This is a genomic window from Acinetobacter sp. AOR14_HL, from assembly GCF_027855175.1.
Lineage (GTDB): Bacteria > Pseudomonadota > Gammaproteobacteria > Pseudomonadales > Moraxellaceae > Acinetobacter > Acinetobacter calcoaceticus.
In genome coordinates this window covers 1-17763 of record NZ_JAKTII010000002.1, presented here as the reverse complement: position 1 = coordinate 17763, position 17763 = coordinate 1, and the positions used below count along the sequence as shown (strand labels likewise).

Here is a 17763-nt window from a genome sequence, read left to right as displayed (position 1 = left end):
GCTATTCTCCGGATACGCTATGTTGGGCAAAGCGTTTTAATTGAGGGATGACTTGTTCCAACCATTTGATCCATTCACTTTCCATTGTAATTCCAAGTTCTAAGATCATTTTATGGATGTATAACACACGGTCATTTAGATGATTGCTATCTTTAAAATCTTTGTCATAAATACTTTGATAAAGTTTCAGCTTTTCCTGATGTAGACCAAGGTGTCGTAACAGTTCAGGTAATATCTGATTATTGCTCAATTGTGCTTCAGCACGCAATCTAACCATCAAGTCATCACGAAGCTGCGCAGGTTCACTTTGTTGCGTCATCCATGAAGCTAGCTCAATACGTCCCAGTTGTTCAACTTGATAGGTCTTTTTTCGACTATTTTCCATTTCATTTTCTAATGTTGAAACCCAACCTTTTTTGAGCATGTTGTTGAGTTCACGATAAATTTGCTGGTGTGTGGCATTCCAGAAAAAGCCCATTGAACGGTCAAAGCGGCGGGCAAGTTCGAACCCTGTGCTTGGTCGTTCAAGCAGGCTGGTCAATAAAACATGAGGAAGTGACATGGCAATCCGTTTGTAAGCAAAAGTAAAGTGTGACTGATGAGATTATGCAACATGTTGCATAAAAGTCAAAATTTGATTATAAATTAATGCAACAAGTTGCATTAGCAAGCTAATTGCTAGCCAAAGGAGAAAATATGTCAGCTTATCCACATTTATTAAAGCCACTTGATTTGGGCTTTACTACTTTAAAAAACCGTGTGCTTATGGGGTCTATGCATATTGGGTTAGAAGAAGCACCGCAGGGATATGAGCGTATGGCAGCATTTTATGCTGAGCGCGCAAAAGGTGATGTTGGATTGATCGTAACTGGCGGTGTTTCTCCGAATGATGATGGTGTTGTATTTAGCCACGGTACCAAGCTCGATACAGTTGAAGAAGCTGAAAAACATAAAGTGATTACTCAAGCTGTGCATGAAGCTGGTGGTAAAATCGCTATGCAGATTTTACATACTGGGCGCTATTCTTATCAGGCAAATAACGTTGCGCCTTCAGCAATTCAAGCACCAATTAACCCGATTAAGCCTAAAGCTTTAAGTTCTGCCGAAGTACAACAGACCATTGATGACTTTGCAAACTGCGCCAAACTTGCTCAGTATGCAGGTTATGATGGCGTAGAAATTATGGGCTCTGAAGGCTACTTAATTAATGAGTTTATTGCTGCACGTACTAATCATCGTGATGATGAATGGGGTGGTAGTTACGAAAATCGTATTCGTTTCCCCATTGAAATTGTAAAACGTACGCGTGCTTTGGTTGGTGAAAATTTTATTATTATTTATCGCTTATCTATGCTTGATTTAGTGGAAGGTGGTTCAAGTTTTGATGAAGTGATTCAGCTTGCAAAAGAAATTGAAAAAGCAGGTGCAACAATTATTAATACAGGCATTGGTTGGCATGAAGCACGTATTCCAACCATTGCAACGAAAGTACCTCGTGCTGCATTTACGTGGGTCACTGAAAAACTCAAAGGTGAAGTATCTATTCCTTTGATTACTTCCAACCGAATTAATACCCCAGAAATGGCTGAACACGTGTTGGCTTCTGGTCATGCCGATATGGTGTCCATGGCGCGTCCAATGCTAGCCGATGCAGAGTTTGTTTTAAAAGCAAGCCAAGGTCGTAGCGATGAAATTAATACATGTATTGGGTGTAACCAAGCGTGTTTAGATCATATTTTTTCAATGAAAATCGCAACGTGTTTAGTGAACCCTCGCGCATGTTATGAAACTGAACTTATCTTTAAAGAAGCACAGATTCAAAAGAATATTGCTGTTATTGGCGCGGGTCCGGCAGGTTTAAGTTTTGCGGTATATGCAGCTGATCGCGGGCATAAAGTCAAAGTTTTTGAGGCAAGTCATCAAATTGGTGGTCAGTTTAATATTGCAAAGACTGTTCCTGGAAAAGAAGAGTTTTATGAAACTTTACGTTACTTTGGCCGTCAAATTGAATTGCGACCAAATATTGAGCTTGTCTTAAATCATAAAGCAACTTATGAAGAATTGAGCCAAGCAAATTTTGATGAAATTGTGGTTGCAACAGGGGTAACCCCTCGTCAATTACAATTTGATGGAATTGATCACCCTAAAGTACTGAGCTACTTACAAGTTCTAAGAGAGCGTGTTCCTGTGGGGCAGCGTGTAGCGATTATTGGGGCGGGTGGTATTGGTTTTGATACGGCGGAATATCTTACTCACGAAGGTGATAGTGGCAGCTTAAACCCAGAAAAGTTCTATGCTGAATGGGGAATTGATACTCAATATGAGAATGTTGGCGGGTTAAAACAGCCAAAAGTTGAAGATTCGGAACGAGAAATTTATTTACTGCAACGTAAAGCTGCTGCTGTAGGGGCTGGTTTAGGTAAAACTACTGGCTGGATTCACCGTACAGGTCTGAAAAATCGTCAAGTCAAAATGCTTGCCGGGGTTCAATACGACAAAGTTGATGATCAAGGTCTTCATATAACAGTAGATGGAAAACCGAGTGTACTTGAAGTTGATCATGTTGTGATTTGTGCAGGCCAAGAATCTTTCACTGCAATGTATGAGCAATTAAAAGAAGACGGAAAAAATGTTCATTTAATTGGTGGAGCTAAAGAGGCCGGAGAGCTAGATGCAAAACGAGCTATACGACAAGGTGCTGAATTAGCAGCGACACTATAAATCTATATGGGCATTTCTTTGAAAAGGAAATGCCCATAATTTTATTAAGTAGATTAAAGGAAAAATAATAATGGCACTTGAAACAACAAAACAGTCTTTAGAAAAATGGCATCACATGATTCAGGCAGGTAACTTGTCCGATCTAAATGATTTGCTGGCAGATGAAGTCGTTTTCCGTTCTCCTGTTGCCCATAAACCTTATGAAGGAAGGCAAGTCGTTTTCTTCATTTTGAGCAATGTTATTCAGGTATTCCAAGACTTTACTTATCATCGCGAGTTTTATACGGAAGATGGCGAAAATGTGGTACTTGAGTTCAGTGCAAATGTAAGCGGCAAGTCATTAAAAGGTATTGATATGATACGTTTTAATGAGCAAGGCAAAATTATTGATTTTGAGGTAATGATTCGTCCAATGAGTGGTTTAGCGGCGCTAGCTGAACAAATGGGTGAAAGAATCACCAAGTTTCAACCGCAATAATTTTAGCAAATAGCCTAAGTAATATTATTGAGGTCATTAGAATGTGGTTAAAACTTTCAACATTAGTCTTATTGCCTGTATTATTTATACAAGGGGCAAAGGTTCGTAAGAATACACCACGTCTATTAGAGGCCATTGGCGAGCGTGAAGGTCTGTGCGGACACGGAAGACCTTTGTCATTGCTTATTTTAGGTGATTCTGCAGCGGCAGGTGTCGGAGTTGAAACACAAAAAGATGCTTTGTCTGGCGCAATTATTTCTGAGTTGCAAGATGAGTATTCTTTATGCTGGAAACTTCATGCAAAAACAGGTGATACAACCAAGCAGGTTTTTCAAGCTCTACAGCATTTAGAGCAACAAAATTATGATGTTGTAGTCACATCTATCGGTGTTAATGATGTGACAAAACTAACCTCAGCAAATCTATGGTTAAAACAACAAAAGCAATTATTTCAGCAAGTACAGACGCGTTTTCAACCTAAACTCATTATCGTATCTGGTGTGCCGCCAATGCAACATTTTCCAGCTTTGCCGAATCCATTGGCTTGGTTATTTGGAAAATATGCGGAGCAAATGAATCAGGCATTATATAAATGGTTAGAATCACAAAACCAATTTAGATTCATTCAATATGATATTGAAAGTTTTCAAGCGATGAATTTGCCTATGGCAAGTGATGGTTTTCATCCAAGCAAAGAAATTTATGCAATTTGGGGGCAGCAGGTTGCAGCATTAGTGCGGCAATCATTTAACTCATAATCAGAGGTCGTGATTGGATATGGGCATATCTACTTTAAATAAAATTAAAGCTTTCGGTTCAGAATTGTTTGATTCGGTGCTGGGTGCTGAACAGCCAAAAGTCTATTATGACCCACAAGGGAAAATTAAAGATGTTTTGGATAAATTGCCCCAACTTAAGCAAAAATATCGTCCTACGCCATGGTTAAGTAACAATCATGTTCATCTTTTATATTTCGATATTATTAGAAAAAAAACCATCAAGCTTGAATATGACCGTATTGATCAGCTCACCATGAAAGATGGCGGTGTAACTGCAATCGCATGGTATGGCTATAATCTTCCAAAATCTACTCCTACAGTTGTCATCATGCATACCATTACAGGTACGCCTGAAAGTATGCGTGAACTGGTGAAAGATTTACATCAATATACTGGGTGGAGAATAGCGCTTTGCTTACGCCGTGGGCATGCTGGTTTACCAATGCCTGTACCACAGATTTCTCTTTTTGGATCAACAAGTGACCTTAAAGAGCAGCTTACGCATATTCAAAATTTGTTTCCTGAATCAGATCTGTACGCTGTCGGCTCCTCTGCTGGCACAGGATTGTTAGTTCGTTATTTGGGAGAGCAAGGCACTGACACGCCATTTAAAGCTGCTTTTGCAATGTGTCCCGGCTATAACACTGAGATTGGCTTTAAAAATGTTCATCCGTTTTATAGCAAAATGATGACTAAAAAGTTATTCAAATATTTTATTCATCCTTATCAAAGTACTTGGAACCAGATTTCTTCTTTAGAAAAAGTTCTAGCGACGACTAGTCTGGAAGAGTTTGAAAAAGAATACTTTGAAATGGCTGGCTTTCAGGATTATCAAAGTTATTGTCAGGCAATTAATCCAATTTACGTATTTGAGAATGTCAAAATTCCATTAATGATTCTTAATGCTGAAGATGATCCGGTATGTTCTATTAAAAATTTAGAGCCTTATAAAGAAACTATTCAGCAAATGAGTAATATTGCAGTTGTAACCACTAAAAAGGGAAGTCATTGTGGTTTTTACGAGGGTTGGAAAAGTACCTCTTGGGCTGCCAAATTAATGGCGAATTATTTTATGGTTAATCATAAACAATGACGGTGTTGCTGTAATAAATTAAATAAAGCCCATCTATTGAATGGGCTTTATGATTTTATCAGGTCAAGATAAAAGCAATTTTGGATCTTTCAGTCCAATTTTGATTTTGGTACTAGCAACGAGGTCTTTTTCATCTGTTTGGTTAGGGTGGAAATCAAAGCGATAATAGTCAAAAAATTTAGGGATTAATGTTCTATATTGTTTGTTAGCAAAACTAAAGAAATTACGCCAAGAGTTGAAATTTAGAAGTTGGTGATCTCGTTTCATAAGAACGAATTGATAAATTGTTGTGAAGCCTGTAATTAAAAATAAACTTAAAGTAAAGACTGTAATGCGAGGGAGATAGGCGCTCAGTCCACTTCCATATAAGTGTTGATAAAGATCAAAGGCGACAGCTTTATGTTCTGTCTCTTCAATGCTGTGCCATAACCATAAATTACGGATTGTTGAGTCTGTCATCAGTTCATTAACAGACTGCATCATGTTAACCACAAGTACCGCGGTATAGTGTTCTAAGCCAACTGTTACGAGCAAATTCCATTTTTTACTAAAAACTTTTTCAATACTTTTTAAAACGATACCAGTTGCTTTTTCCAAAGATTCGGGGTCAAGGCCATGCTGTTGGGCGCTGAGATGAAAAGCATGATGCTCTTTTGAATGCATTGCTTCTTGACCAATAAATGCGCTGATTTCGCGATCTAGAATTTCATTCGACTTTGCTTTGGCACGTAACGCTCGAACTGAACGAACAAAATATGATTCACCCTCAGGGAACAATGTAGATAAGCCTGTAAAATAATGGGTAAGAGAGGGTTCGTTATTGCACCAGTAACGAGGTGTATTTTCAAAATTATAGTCCATACGACGGACTGGAAATGAGGCGGGTACGCGATTTGATACAGTAGTCATTTTAAGCTCCAATCTTCTTTTAATTAAGGTTCCAAAAGGGAACTTGTTAAAAAGCTACATCTCAGCGTGAGTAACGTCAATGCTTTTTCAGGGGGAATAAGTAGATTGTCCTAAATTGATATCTAGGAAAACTTTAAAGACAAATTAGAAAGAGAAAGGTAGAACTGATTATTGAATTGATAATTTTAATAATATTTAAAAAGCCCAAATCAACTGTTCAATTTGGGCATATTCACACGGGAACTTAGTTTTTAAGCGCTGGTGTAGCAGCAGCAATTGCAGCGGCAACAGCATCATCTTCAGTTTGAGATGGCTCAGCTGGTTTAGCTGGTTTTGATTGAACTTTTTCAGGCTTAGGCTCTGGTTTTGGCTCAGGCTTAGGTTCCGGTTTTGGTTTCGGTTCTGCTTTAGGTTGCTCAGAAGCTGTTGTTTGTGAACTTTGATCAGATTGGGCAGGACGAGTTTCACGGCGAATTTCAGTTGTGGTATTCGCTGTTTCTTCGTGATGAACTTCAACTTGCGTTGGTTCCTGCGTTTGAGCTTCTTCAGTTTTAACGCTTTCTAAAGACTCAAATTTTGCAGGTTCAGCAGGCTTAGGTTCTGAAACAGCAGTTTCAACCTTTTCTTGCTCTTCTTCTGGTGTTTCTTTTTTGACACATGCGGTTAACAATAGTCCAGCTGCAATTGCAGCACAGATTAAAAGTTTTTTATTTGCCATTGTCCTAAACAACATTTAATTGAGGAGCTGGCATTATAACAGCAAAAGAGAATGAAAAAATCATGTGAGATGGACCTAATTTTTTATTAAAAATGCTGATAGAATAACCAGTTGTTTAATGATCTTTGAATTGATGCGGTTTGACTTTGCTTTATAGGGGCAGAGTAAAGTAAAATTGCCCAACATTGTAGGCCGATTTCGGCTTGATTGTACGAGAAACTTAATGACCCATTTTATTTTTGTTACTGGTGGTGTGGTTTCATCGCTAGGTAAAGGTATTTCTGCTGCTTCAGTTGCTGCACTTTTGGAAGCCCGTGGCTTAAAAGTCACAATGGTTAAAATGGATCCTTACATTAATGTCGATCCGGGGACAATGAGTCCTTTCCAACATGGTGAAGTTTTTGTCACAGAGGATGGTGCCGAAACTGATCTAGACTTGGGTTATTACGAACGTTTCTTACGTCGTGCGAAAATGACCAAACTGAATAACTTTACAAGTGGCCGTGTATATCAAGATGTTCTAAATAAAGAACGTCGTGGTGACTACTTAGGTGGTACGGTTCAAGTTATTCCACATATTACTGACAACATTAAAGAACGTGTACTTCGCGCAGGTGAAGGTTACGACGTTGCAATCGTTGAGATTGGTGGTACGGTTGGTGATATTGAATCACTTCCATTTATGGAATCAGTCCGTCAGTTAATGGTTGAGCTTGGTCATAAACGTACCATGCTGATGCATTTAACTTTGTTGCCATATATTAAGTCGGCAGCAGAGCTTAAGACGAAACCAACCCAACATTCTGTAAAAGAATTACTTTCAATTGGTATTCAGCCAGATATCTTAATCTGCCGTACTGAATATGATGTAGATGTTGATACGAAACGTAAAATTGCATTGTTCACTAACGTGGAAGCGCGTGCCGTTGTGGTATGTAAAGATGCGAAAACGATTTATCAAATTCCACGTACATTCTATGAACAAAACGTTGATGACCTCATTTGTGAACGTTTTGGGTTTAATGATCTTCCAGAAGCAAATCTAGAAGATTGGGATAATGTAGTCGAAGCATTACTTAACCCAGAATACACTTTACGTGTAGCTATGGTTGGTAAATATGTTGAATTACCAGATGCTTATAAATCTGTGAATGAAGCATTGTTACATGCAGGCATCAAAAACCGTGTGAAAGTACAGATTGACTATGTCAATGCTGAAGAACTTGAAAGCCAAGACATTTCTATTTTGCAAACAGCTGACGCAATTTTAGTCCCAGGCGGCTTTGGTGAGCGTGGTACTGAAGGCAAAATGAAAGCTATTCAATATGCACGTGAAAATAAAATTCCATTCTTGGGTATTTGTTTAGGAATGCAATTGGCTGTAATTGAATATGCACGTCATGTGGCAGCTATGCCGGAAGCATCTTCTACAGAATTTAACCGTTCTACAAAGTATCCATTGATTGGTTTAATTACCGAATGGTTAGATGAGCGTGGCGAGTTACAACAACGCAGCGTAGAGTCTGATTTAGGCGGCACTATGCGTTTGGGTGCACAAAAATCTGAATTGGTTGAAGGCACTAAAACTCGTGAAGTCTATGGTAAAGCAGAAATTACTGAGCGTCATCGTCACCGTTATGAAATGAATAACCGTTTCATTGAGGCGATTGAACAAGCTGGTATGAAGATTTCTGGTTACTCTTCGGCTCAACATTTGGTTGAAACTGTAGAAATTCCTGAACATCCTTGGTTTATTGCTGTACAATTCCACCCGGAATTTACAAGTTCACCACGTGATGGACATCCATTATTTGCTAGTTTTATTGACGCTGCGAAAACACAGCATCAAAAAAGTAAATAATGCGATTTTAAATAAACTGGGAAAGTTTAAATGTCACAATTAAAACCACAAGAAGTTGTACGTTTAGGCGATATACAAATGGCAAATCATTTGCCATTTGTATTATTTGGCGGAATGAACGTACTTGAATCAAAAGATTTAGCTTTCGAAATTGCAGAAACTTATGTTGATATTTGCAAACGCTTAGACATTCCTTATGTATTTAAAGCGAGTTTCGATAAAGCAAATCGTTCTAGTCTGCATTCGTTCCGCGGTCCTGGACTTGAAAAAGGTATTGAATGGTTAGGCGATATTAAAAAACATTTTAATGTTCCTATCATTACCGATGTTCATGAACCACACCAAGCTGAAGCAGTTGCAGAAGTAGCCGATATTATTCAGTTACCGGCTTTCTTAAGTCGCCAAACTGATCTTGTTGAAGCGATGGCAAAAACACAAGCTATTATTAACATTAAGAAAGCTCAGTTTTTGGCACCTCATGAAATGCGTCATATCCTGAATAAATGTTTAGAAGCAGGAAACGATAAACTTATTCTTTGTGAGCGTGGTTCAGCATTTGGCTATAACAACCTTGTTGTAGACATGCTTGGCTTTGACATCATGAAAGAAATGAATGTTCCTGTTTTCTTCGATGTAACACATGCGTTGCAAACTCCTGGTGGTCGTGCTGACTCGGCAGGTGGTCGTCGTGCTCAAATTACAACTTTAGCGCGCGCTGGAATGGCAACAGGCTTGGCTGGATTGTTCTTGGAAGGTCATCCAGACCCAGAACATGCAAAATGCGATGGACCTTGTGCATTACGCATGTCGCAGCTTGAGCCATTCTTGGCACAAATAAAAGAATTGGATACTTTGGTTAAAGGATTCAAAAAGTTAGACACCCATTGAGTTTTTACTCATTTACGCTGCTTTAATCGCAGCTCATATTCATTCAACAGAGGAATTGTTCATGAGCCAAATCGTTGACATCCGTGCACGTGAAATTTTGGACTCTCGTGGTAACCCAACCATCGAAGCAGACGTAATTTTAGAATCTGGGGTTGTTGGTCGTGCATGTGCACCATCTGGTGCTTCAACTGGTTCTCGTGAAGCTTTAGAACTACGTGACGGTGATAAATCACGTTACTTAGGTAAAGGTGTTAAAACTGCGGTTAACAACGTAAACACGATTATCCGTGATGCTTTAGTGGGCAAATCAGTATTTGAACAAAAAGACATCGATAATACGATGATCGAACTTGATGGTACTGAAAACAAAGAAAAGTTGGGTGCAAATGCAACTTTGGCTGTGTCATTAGCTGCTGCACGCGCTGCTGCTGATGAAAAGAAAATTCCTCTTTTCCAATACATCGCTGACTTACGTGGTCAAACGATTTTGACTATGCCTGTACCAATGATGAACATCATCAATGGTGGTTCGCATGCAGACAACAACGTTGATATTCAAGAGTTTATGATTGAGCCAGTAGGCTTCACTTCATTTGCTGAAGCATTACGTGCTGGTGCTGAAATCTTCCATTCTCTAAAATCAGTTTTAAACAAAAAAGGTTTAAACACTGCTGTGGGTGATGAAGGTGGTTTTGCACCAAACTTGCGTTCAAACGAAGAAGCAATCACTGTTATTCTTGAAGCTATTGGTCAAACTGGTTACAAAGCTGGTTCTGACATTATGTTGGCGCTTGACTGTGCATCTTCAGAATTCTACAAAAATGGCCAATATGTTCTTGCGGGTGAAGGCAATAAAGCATTCACAAGCAACCAGTTCTCTGACTATTTAGCAGGCCTTGTAAACCAATATCCAATTATCTCAATTGAAGATGGTTTAGATGAATCAGATTGGGAAGGTTGGTCTTACTTGACATCTATCCTTGGTGACAAAATCCAATTGGTTGGTGATGACCTGTTCGTTACAAACCCTAAGATTTTACAACGTGGTATTAATGAGAAAGTAGGTAACTCTATCTTAATCAAATATAACCAAATTGGTACGTTGACTGAAACTCTAGATGCAATTTACCTTGCTAAAGAAAATGGTTATACAACTGTAATTTCTCACCGTTCTGGCGAAACTGAAGATTCAACTATTGCTGATTTAGCAGTAGGTACAGCAGCTGGCCAAATTAAGACTGGTTCACTTTGCCGTTCTGACCGTGTTTCTAAGTACAACCAATTACTTCGTATTGAAGAATTGACTAAAGCTGCTTACCGCGGTAAAGCTGAGTTTAAAGGTTTAAACTAATCTTTAAATAAAAAGTTAAAATTAGTTTTTTAACGTTTTAAGGTGCTATTTCTCTTTTTTAATAGGAAATAGCGCCTTTTTAATTTATAAAAATAAATTAATTTTTCATTTTCTATTACTTCTTTTATTGCATCTCGAAAATACAAAATTCTATCTATTAGATCTTTTCTGGAAAAACTTAATATCTGATACTTATAATACTCAATTCTTTTATTATCCTAGGCGACGGGTTTTTAAAGACTTAGCCCAACTATGGTGTTTGCAACGAGAACACTCTTGATCGAGTGTATTTAGAATTTTAGTTTCACCACATTTCATACATGAATAAAAAGTATTGATTTTAAGTACGTCAGCTTTGCAATAAGCATCGGGGAATAGGGGAAGTCCCCATTTTACTTCTTCATCTTCATAGTACAGTAAGCTAAGGATACCGTCGGACTCCAGTAAAGCTGTTCTCACTTGACCTAAATGTTCAACATTTTGTTGGCGCATCTCTGAGAAAAACTCATCATGTGAATATGATTGTTTCTGGAAATCTTTGTAGACTAAAAGTCCATCTTTGACCACGCAAAGTGCTTTTCCTTCTAATAGATCTTCAATTTTTTTATGCTTCACCATGGCCCAAGTTACTAGGCGATAGAGAAAAAGAATAACGATAAATACGATAAAAGCATGGGCAATAGGTAAGTCCTTGGTAAACATTGGATCACCAGCAGCCGAGCCTAAACATAAAATAATTGCGAGTTCAAAAAGGGAAAGTTGGCGAACACCACGCTTACCTGATAGTCTTAAAAAACTAATAATAATGATAAACATGACGAAACATCGAACCAAAATTTCCAAAATAAAGGTCCAAGTCGTGTCACCTATGAAAATACTAAAAAAATCCATTTTTTCTCCTTTCTAATAGGTGAAAGAAATCTTTATAAAATTCTTAGCAAATTAAAAATAGAAAAAATATACTTTTTAAGTAGTTATTGGTTAAAAAATCGAACTCTCTGTGATTTTGTATAAATTTCATTTTCAAACTATGCATTAGAATAAACATATAGCGTGGGTTTTAATTGTAGATAAATAGCAAGATAGAATGATTGTTGAAGTTGTTAAACAGGATGAAAGTGTATTTATTAGAATTTTAGTTTTTAATGTCTTTTTCTATATTGGCTAGGAATTACGGCACTTTATTTTTCCAATATCTAATATTAATAGATATATTTTAATATTTTTGGATTTTATGAGGAATTTTATATCATGAGAAAGCAATATCATTTTAGAAAAATTGAAAATGATACTTATATTTGAGATGTAGATAATTTAGTAGCATTAACTAAAAAATTTAAAGTAAAAGAAATTTTACTATCAGAAATAAAAGAATTAGATGAACCGTATTGGTATCCGGATTCTCATCCTACTACTCAAGATATTATTAATCATATGCTACTGATTCAAGAAGCAGACTTGTCTTATCCAATAATAATATGTTCACAGGGTAGAATAATGGATGGTATGCATAGGGTGGGAAAAGCAAAAATTTTAGGTAAGGTTAAAATATGTGCTGTACAATTTGATAAGGATCCCCAGCCAGATTATATCAATGTTGATGAAAATGATCTTATCTATGATGATTAATTATTTAGTTTCCATAAGTTTTATATTTAGAAATATAGAATTTATTAAAATTTTTTCTATGTTTAGGATTAATTATGGAAAATTTATTTAGCTACGGATGATACAGAAGATTTTGCTTATACTGTTTTATTTTTAATCTCAATTATTTTATGTTCTATTAAATGCAAGCCAAATTTTTGAGGAGGATGGTGGCTTATAACATCCATTACTATACTTTACTGACAATTCGGGCTATACGGAATGGCATCTAAACGTTTTTGAAAAGCACTGGCATTCAGTATATTTTCATACATTTGTTGATATGTTTTTTTGTGATCTTCAATGTTGTGATAATCAATAGTTTCTTGAAGTTTATCTCTATATTCTATATGGCCGGCATGGAACATTGCTGCATAATGTCCCCACAATACATATTGATATCGTACAGCTGCCTTCGGAATTAAATTTATTTCGTCTAAATAGCTATGGGCCGTTTTTTCATAACATTCTTTTATTTCATGAGCATCTTTTTTCATTTTTCTTAAGAAAATGCATTGCATCTCTTGTAGTTGTGAACTATCTGTTTTATTTAGAATTTTTTCGGTAACTCTATATGCTCCTTTAAGGCAACCTAAGTGAATAAGTACCTTGCGTTTGGTTTTTAAAATATCTAAATTATTATCGCTAGAGGGAATTTTTTTTAATAAGTTTTTAAATTTTAAATGGACAGTATCTGGATCTTGTCCAGCTTTTAGTGTGTACACAATATCATTATATTCAAATATATAAGGGGTGGCTGATGTATGTTGTATCTGATTACTCTCCATATTAAGTATTTTTGAAGGTCTATCATCAGTAGGGTTATTACAAGCACTTAAACCTAAGCTTGCTAAAGAAAATGCTAAAATTTTATGCACTACAGTTTATACCTTTATTCTCTTTTATGAGATTTATGAAGAATAATAAAATATAAAAGAAAATACTGTGTAGTTTTTTATTTCTCATGTTCTTGAGCAGTTCCATAGTCAATTTGAATTTGAAAATTGGTTTATATATTTTTGAATCAATAATATAAAGCCCATGGCTGCAGCCCCATGACTCAACAAGATGAGTATTCAATCCGTTAGATATCCAAATTTTGATGTGTGGATAGCGATTCTGTGATTTATGCAATATTGATTAGTAAATCATATTAAACAAATAAGAATAATTATTAACTTAAAGTTGATAACAATTATCATTCGTGTTAATTTTTGTGCCGAACTTTTACTACTGTGTAACAAGGAACAAGGTAGTGGAAGGCTAAAAATATGGTTCATAACATTAGTTATTATGGAATTTTCTTATGTACAATCCGCCCTTTAGAAAAGCATTTAAAGTTCACCCTTTAGTACTTTCTATGGCTTTGACGGTACCTTCATTTGTTTATGCAGAACAACCAACCGAAACAGCCACTTTAGCAACGATAAAAGTACAAGCAGAACAAGAAAATCCGGCTGTTACTGAAGGCTCGGGCAGCTATACAGCAAAAAGTTCAAATACTTCTACAAAATTAAATTTATCTCTTCGTGAAACTCCTCAATCGGTCAAAGTTTTAACCCGTGAATATTTAGATGATCGAAAAATCGATTCCTTTCAAGATTTAATGAATAATATTACGGGTGTTTCAACCTCACGTACTGATGAGCGTCAAAGAGTTTATGCACGTGGTTTTGAGGTGGATTATTACTTAATTGATGGAATACCTAGTACTACAAACTTAGGCACTGGTGATTTAGATTTAGATATTTATGATCGTATCGAAGTAGTAAAGGGTGCCAATGGCCTAACCACAGGTGCTGGAAACCCAGCGATGGCGCTGAACATGATTCGAAAACATGCAAACTCAAAAGAACTCACTGGTAATGTCAGCACATCTTTAGGCTCATGGAATTCTTGGAGTAGCTCAGCGGATGTTTCCACACCGCTTAATGCAGATGGATCATTACGTGGCCGTATGTTTGTAAAACATTCTGATGAAAAATCATTTATGGATTTTTATGAGAAAGAGCGGAATGTATTTTATGGTGCAGTTGATTATGACTTGAGTGACAAAACAAGCATGTCACTTGGTGCTACTTATCAAGAGTTACATCGTGATGGTATCCGTTGGGGCGGGACACCGGCTTTTTATACTGATGGGACTCGGACCAATTTTTCTAGGAACTTAACTGTAAGTGCACCTTGGACTTATTGGGATGTAAATACAACGGCAGTATTTGCGAACTTAAAGCAGAATTTATTTAATGACGTTAATTTAAATATTGCTTATACCTTCCGTAAAGAAGATACAGCTTCTATGTTGTTGTATACAGCTGGAAAAGTAGACAAGGCAACCAATACAAGTCCATTAAAAAATGAAGAGGACAAGAAGAAGGATAATGTCTCAGTATATGGTGCAAAAGCTGCAAATGAAGAAAATAATATTGATGTTTTTATCAATGCGCCATTTACGCTTTTTAATCGTCCACAAGAAATCATTATTGGTGGATCTTGGAATAAGAATGAGAAAACAAAGGATATTTTTGGTGGATCTAACACAGACCAAGACATTGAAAAATATTTAGGTGGACCACTTAACTATAATGATATGGCTCAAGAGTTGCTTCAACCAGTAGTATTAAATGGTAAAAATGCACTCAATGAAACTACACAAAGTGCTGCTTATGTTGCTGGAAAATTTCAAATTTTTGATCCTTTAAAAGTTATTGCTGGGGCACGTTTATCTAACTGGGAATATAAATCTGAAAATGATAAAGGTAACCGTGAATTTAACAATGAATTAGCACCATATGTTGGCGCTATTTATGATTTTGCCCAAGATCATTCTATATATGCGAGTTATACAGAAATTTTTAAACCTCAAGAACGTAAAGATATAAATGATCAATATATAGATCCGATTACAGGTAAGAGTTATGAGGCTGGCTTAAAGAGTGAATGGTTTGGAGGACGGTTAAATACAGCATTGTCAGTATTCCGGATCGAGCAGTCTAATTTTGCTGAATCGATACCTGACACGTTCATTATTCGCAATGGTACACAAACTACAGAGCAGGCCTATCGCGCTGTAGATGGGGTTGAAAGTAAAGGTTTTGAGTTTGAAGTTGATGGCGAGATTAATGACAATTGGGGTATTAACTTTGGTATTGCTAATTTTGAAGCAAAAGATGCACAAGGCACAAAGGTTAATACGACAAACTCTCGAGCAACCTCGAATCTATTTGTTAAGTACAAACTTGATCAATGGAGTGCAGGACTTGGTTTAAATTATAAGAGTAAATACTATACAGGTAGCGGAAGCTCCCGTATTGAGCAGGATGCTTATGTTTTAGCAAGTGCAATGCTAGGCTATCAAGTAGATAAAAATATCAAACTTCAATTTAATATCGATAATATTTTTGATGAAAAATATTATGAGGGTATTGGTGCTAACTCAATGAATTGGGGAACACCACGAAATGCAACGTTGAGTGTTCGTTATAATTTCTGATTTAGACTCTCATAAGCAGTCGATTTATAAGAGCCCTTTACTGAGGGCTTTTCTATATTTACTCAGCATAATTTCATCATAGTTAGACTGGTGTTTAGGTGCATAGATTGATTTATAAGCAATTGTACTTATAAATATTATTTCCCTTTCAAATTCCATTCATTTTTGACAAAATGAAACATGTCACAATGGTCAATTAAAGTAATATGCCCATTAATAATTTTGCTTAAATTTTTGCAGGAATTGCGCATGTTGTTTGTTAATTACTATACAATACAAACTCTTAACGAAAGTTTTTAATTAAAAATCTTAATGATATGTTAGAAGTATTTCGATCCACTTCAAGCAAACTGATATTGCTACTTGTTATTGTTTTAGTAGCTATACTGCAATATCAATTTTGGTTAGGTGAGGGTGGCTATATCCCTCATCAAGCTCTCATGCAACAAATTCAGCAACAAGCTGAGGTAAATGAAGAGCTTAAAGAACGAAACCGTATTTTGGCAGCAGAGGTTTTTGACCTGAAAAATGGTACAGAAGCAATAGAAGAACATGCTCGCCTTGATCTTGGTTTGGTTAAACCTCACGAGACATTTGTTCAAATGAGTACAATCAGTACCCATTACAAGCCTATTTATATTGACCCGAACGCTAAAGTTGATTTGGAAACGAATGAGACACCTGCATCCCCAGATATCCCAGACTAAATTATGGGCAGTTATACCAGCTGCAGGGTCAGGAAGTCGATTTTCTAAAACTGAATTGAAACAGTATCAATATATTCAGAATACGACTGTTTTAGAACATACTGTTCGGCGCATAAGTCAACTTCCATTAAATGGTTATGTTCTGGCAATTGGTACCCAAGATACCTTTGCTCAGACTCTCGCATTTCAAGATATAGATAAGGCCCATTTTTGTATGGGTGGGGCAGAACGAGTCCATTCGGTATTAAACGCATTAAATCATCTTTTAACTTTTGCTGATGAAAATGATTGGGTCCTTGTACATGATGCAGCTCGGCCTTGTGTAACAATTGATTGTTTAAATGCACTTGTGTCAAAAGCAATTGAATCAAATGATAGTGCTATTTTAGCAATTCCTGTTCGTGATACTTTGAAGCAGGTTCAAACAGGCGATCATATTGATAAAACAGTAAGCCGAGACTCATTATGGCAAGCTCAAACGCCTCAAATTACTAAAATTGGTAAACTCAAAAAAGCAATTGAGCATGCTTTAGAAAATAACGTCACTATTACCGATGAGGCAAGTGCACTTGAATATCTAGGTGAAACTGTACGGGTCGTGATGGGGCGTTCGGATAATATAAAAATTACTTATCCCGATGATTTAGAACTTGCGCGTTTGATTCTCCAATCTCAATCTTAATTCTATTATTTTTAAATTGCTTGGATGATTAAATCGTCTAAGCAAATTTTCTACATATCTATTTATAACAACTCATATTCTTTTACATTTATAAGTTTTACGATTTATCCGGATTATACAACTATCTTAGATAATGTTCGATCATCGAACAAATTTCACTTATACCGAACAAAACCATAGTGGGATAACTAGATCAAATTATAAAAATTATCAAGAATGTTTAAAAGGGAAATCTAAGGGAAACACTCGGGATTGAGTGAAATATTTATCTATTCTTCTCGCCTCAGTGTGCCTAACTCTCTTACCTATCTCTTCTTCAATGAGCACAATGGAGTTGTCTAATGATTGACAAAAGTAAGTCCTCACTTAGCGAGGTTCTATCGCAAATTAAAGATGGTGCCACCATCCTGATTGGTGGTTTTGGTACCGCAGGACA

At 36.6% G+C, this 17763-nt stretch carries 16 protein-coding genes and 1 pseudogene; 12 read left to right on the top strand and 5 right to left on the bottom strand.

Annotated features, from left to right (window positions below; translation table 11 throughout):
- Nucleotide 1 precedes the first annotated feature (1 nt).
- Entirely contained in the window at nt 2-562 is a 561-nt protein-coding gene (locus tag MKL38_RS00250; RefSeq protein WP_270902171.1) for a PadR family transcriptional regulator, read from the bottom strand.
- Nucleotides 563-696: 134 nt separating this feature from the next.
- On the opposite strand from MKL38_RS00250, the gene MKL38_RS00245 reads away from it, so the two are divergent.
- From MKL38_RS00245 to MKL38_RS00230, 4 genes are all read left to right on the top strand, one after another.
- Complete coding sequence (locus MKL38_RS00245) at nt 697-2721, top strand: NADPH-dependent 2,4-dienoyl-CoA reductase (protein WP_270902170.1); 2025 nt, start codon at nt 697-699, stop codon at nt 2719-2721.
- A 70-nt stretch (nt 2722-2791) separates the two neighbouring features.
- Nucleotides 2792-3199: a nuclear transport factor 2 family protein gene (locus MKL38_RS00240; RefSeq protein WP_005046694.1), complete on the top strand. Its 408-nt coding sequence runs from the start codon at nt 2792-2794 to the stop codon at nt 3197-3199.
- 41 nt (nt 3200-3240) lie between these two features.
- On the top strand, nt 3241-3957 hold the full coding sequence (locus MKL38_RS00235) for an SGNH/GDSL hydrolase family protein (RefSeq protein WP_270902169.1): 717 nt from the start codon (nt 3241-3243) through the stop codon (nt 3955-3957).
- 19 nt (nt 3958-3976) lie between these two features.
- On the top strand, nt 3977-5071 hold the full coding sequence (locus MKL38_RS00230) for a YheT family hydrolase (protein ID WP_005040119.1): 1095 nt from the start codon (nt 3977-3979) through the stop codon (nt 5069-5071).
- A 63-nt stretch (nt 5072-5134) separates the two neighbouring features.
- Here the strand turns inward: MKL38_RS00230 and MKL38_RS00225 are convergent, their stop codons facing one another.
- Both MKL38_RS00225 and MKL38_RS00220 read right to left on the bottom strand, forming a co-directional pair.
- A complete protein-coding gene (locus MKL38_RS00225; protein WP_213033704.1) occupies nt 5135-5980 on the bottom strand; it encodes a metal-dependent hydrolase in 846 nt (281 codons plus the stop codon).
- Nucleotides 5981-6224: 244 nt separating this feature from the next.
- Nucleotides 6225-6698, bottom strand: coding sequence for a hypothetical protein (locus tag MKL38_RS00220; protein WP_005040124.1), 474 nt, complete (start codon nt 6696-6698; stop codon nt 6225-6227).
- A 223-nt stretch (nt 6699-6921) separates the two neighbouring features.
- Here MKL38_RS00220 and MKL38_RS00215 point away from each other — a divergent pair, with 223 nt between their 5' ends.
- The 3 genes from MKL38_RS00215 (at nt 6922) to eno (ending at nt 10798) form a co-directional block, all read left to right on the top strand.
- Nucleotides 6922-8559, top strand: a complete 1638-nt coding sequence (locus MKL38_RS00215; protein WP_270902168.1) for a CTP synthase — start codon at nt 6922-6924, stop codon at nt 8557-8559.
- A 30-nt stretch (nt 8560-8589) separates the two neighbouring features.
- Nucleotides 8590-9447: a 3-deoxy-8-phosphooctulonate synthase gene (gene kdsA, locus MKL38_RS00210; protein ID WP_003652054.1), complete on the top strand. Its 858-nt coding sequence runs from the start codon at nt 8590-8592 to the stop codon at nt 9445-9447.
- A 61-nt stretch (nt 9448-9508) separates the two neighbouring features.
- Complete coding sequence (gene eno / locus MKL38_RS00205) at nt 9509-10798, top strand: phosphopyruvate hydratase (RefSeq protein ID WP_017392264.1); 1290 nt, start codon at nt 9509-9511, stop codon at nt 10796-10798.
- Between the two features lie 213 nt (nt 10799-11011).
- Here eno and MKL38_RS00200 read toward each other — a convergent pair whose 3' ends face one another.
- Nucleotides 11012-11689, bottom strand: a complete 678-nt coding sequence (locus MKL38_RS00200) for a DUF421 domain-containing protein (protein ID WP_270902167.1) — start codon at nt 11687-11689, stop codon at nt 11012-11014.
- 459 nt (nt 11690-12148) lie between these two features.
- Between MKL38_RS00200 and MKL38_RS00195 the strand changes: the two genes are divergently transcribed.
- Nucleotides 12149-12427, top strand: a complete 279-nt coding sequence (locus MKL38_RS00195) for a hypothetical protein (protein WP_442866686.1) — start codon at nt 12149-12151, stop codon at nt 12425-12427.
- Between the two features lie 215 nt (nt 12428-12642).
- On the opposite strand, the gene MKL38_RS00190 is transcribed toward MKL38_RS00195, so the two are convergent.
- Nucleotides 12643-13323, bottom strand: coding sequence for a hypothetical protein (locus tag MKL38_RS00190; RefSeq protein ID WP_270902166.1), 681 nt, complete (start codon nt 13321-13323; stop codon nt 12643-12645).
- Between the two features lie 428 nt (nt 13324-13751).
- On the opposite strand from MKL38_RS00190, the gene MKL38_RS00185 reads away from it, so the two are divergent.
- The 4 genes and pseudogenes from MKL38_RS00185 to MKL38_RS00170 all read left to right on the top strand — a co-directional run.
- Complete coding sequence (locus MKL38_RS00185) at nt 13752-15938, top strand: TonB-dependent siderophore receptor (protein ID WP_333724262.1); 2187 nt, start codon at nt 13752-13754, stop codon at nt 15936-15938.
- Between the two features lie 317 nt (nt 15939-16255).
- A complete protein-coding gene (ftsB, locus tag MKL38_RS00180; RefSeq protein WP_004643028.1) occupies nt 16256-16645 on the top strand; it encodes a cell division protein FtsB in 390 nt (129 codons plus the stop codon).
- Complete coding sequence (ispD, locus tag MKL38_RS00175; RefSeq protein ID WP_270902165.1) at nt 16611-17327, top strand: 2-C-methyl-D-erythritol 4-phosphate cytidylyltransferase; 717 nt, start codon at nt 16611-16613, stop codon at nt 17325-17327. The genes ftsB and ispD overlap by 35 nt, the downstream gene beginning before the upstream one ends.
- A gap of 341 nt (nt 17328-17668) precedes the next feature.
- Nucleotides 17669-17763: pseudogene (locus MKL38_RS00170) on the top strand (hypothetical protein); the annotation flags it as partial.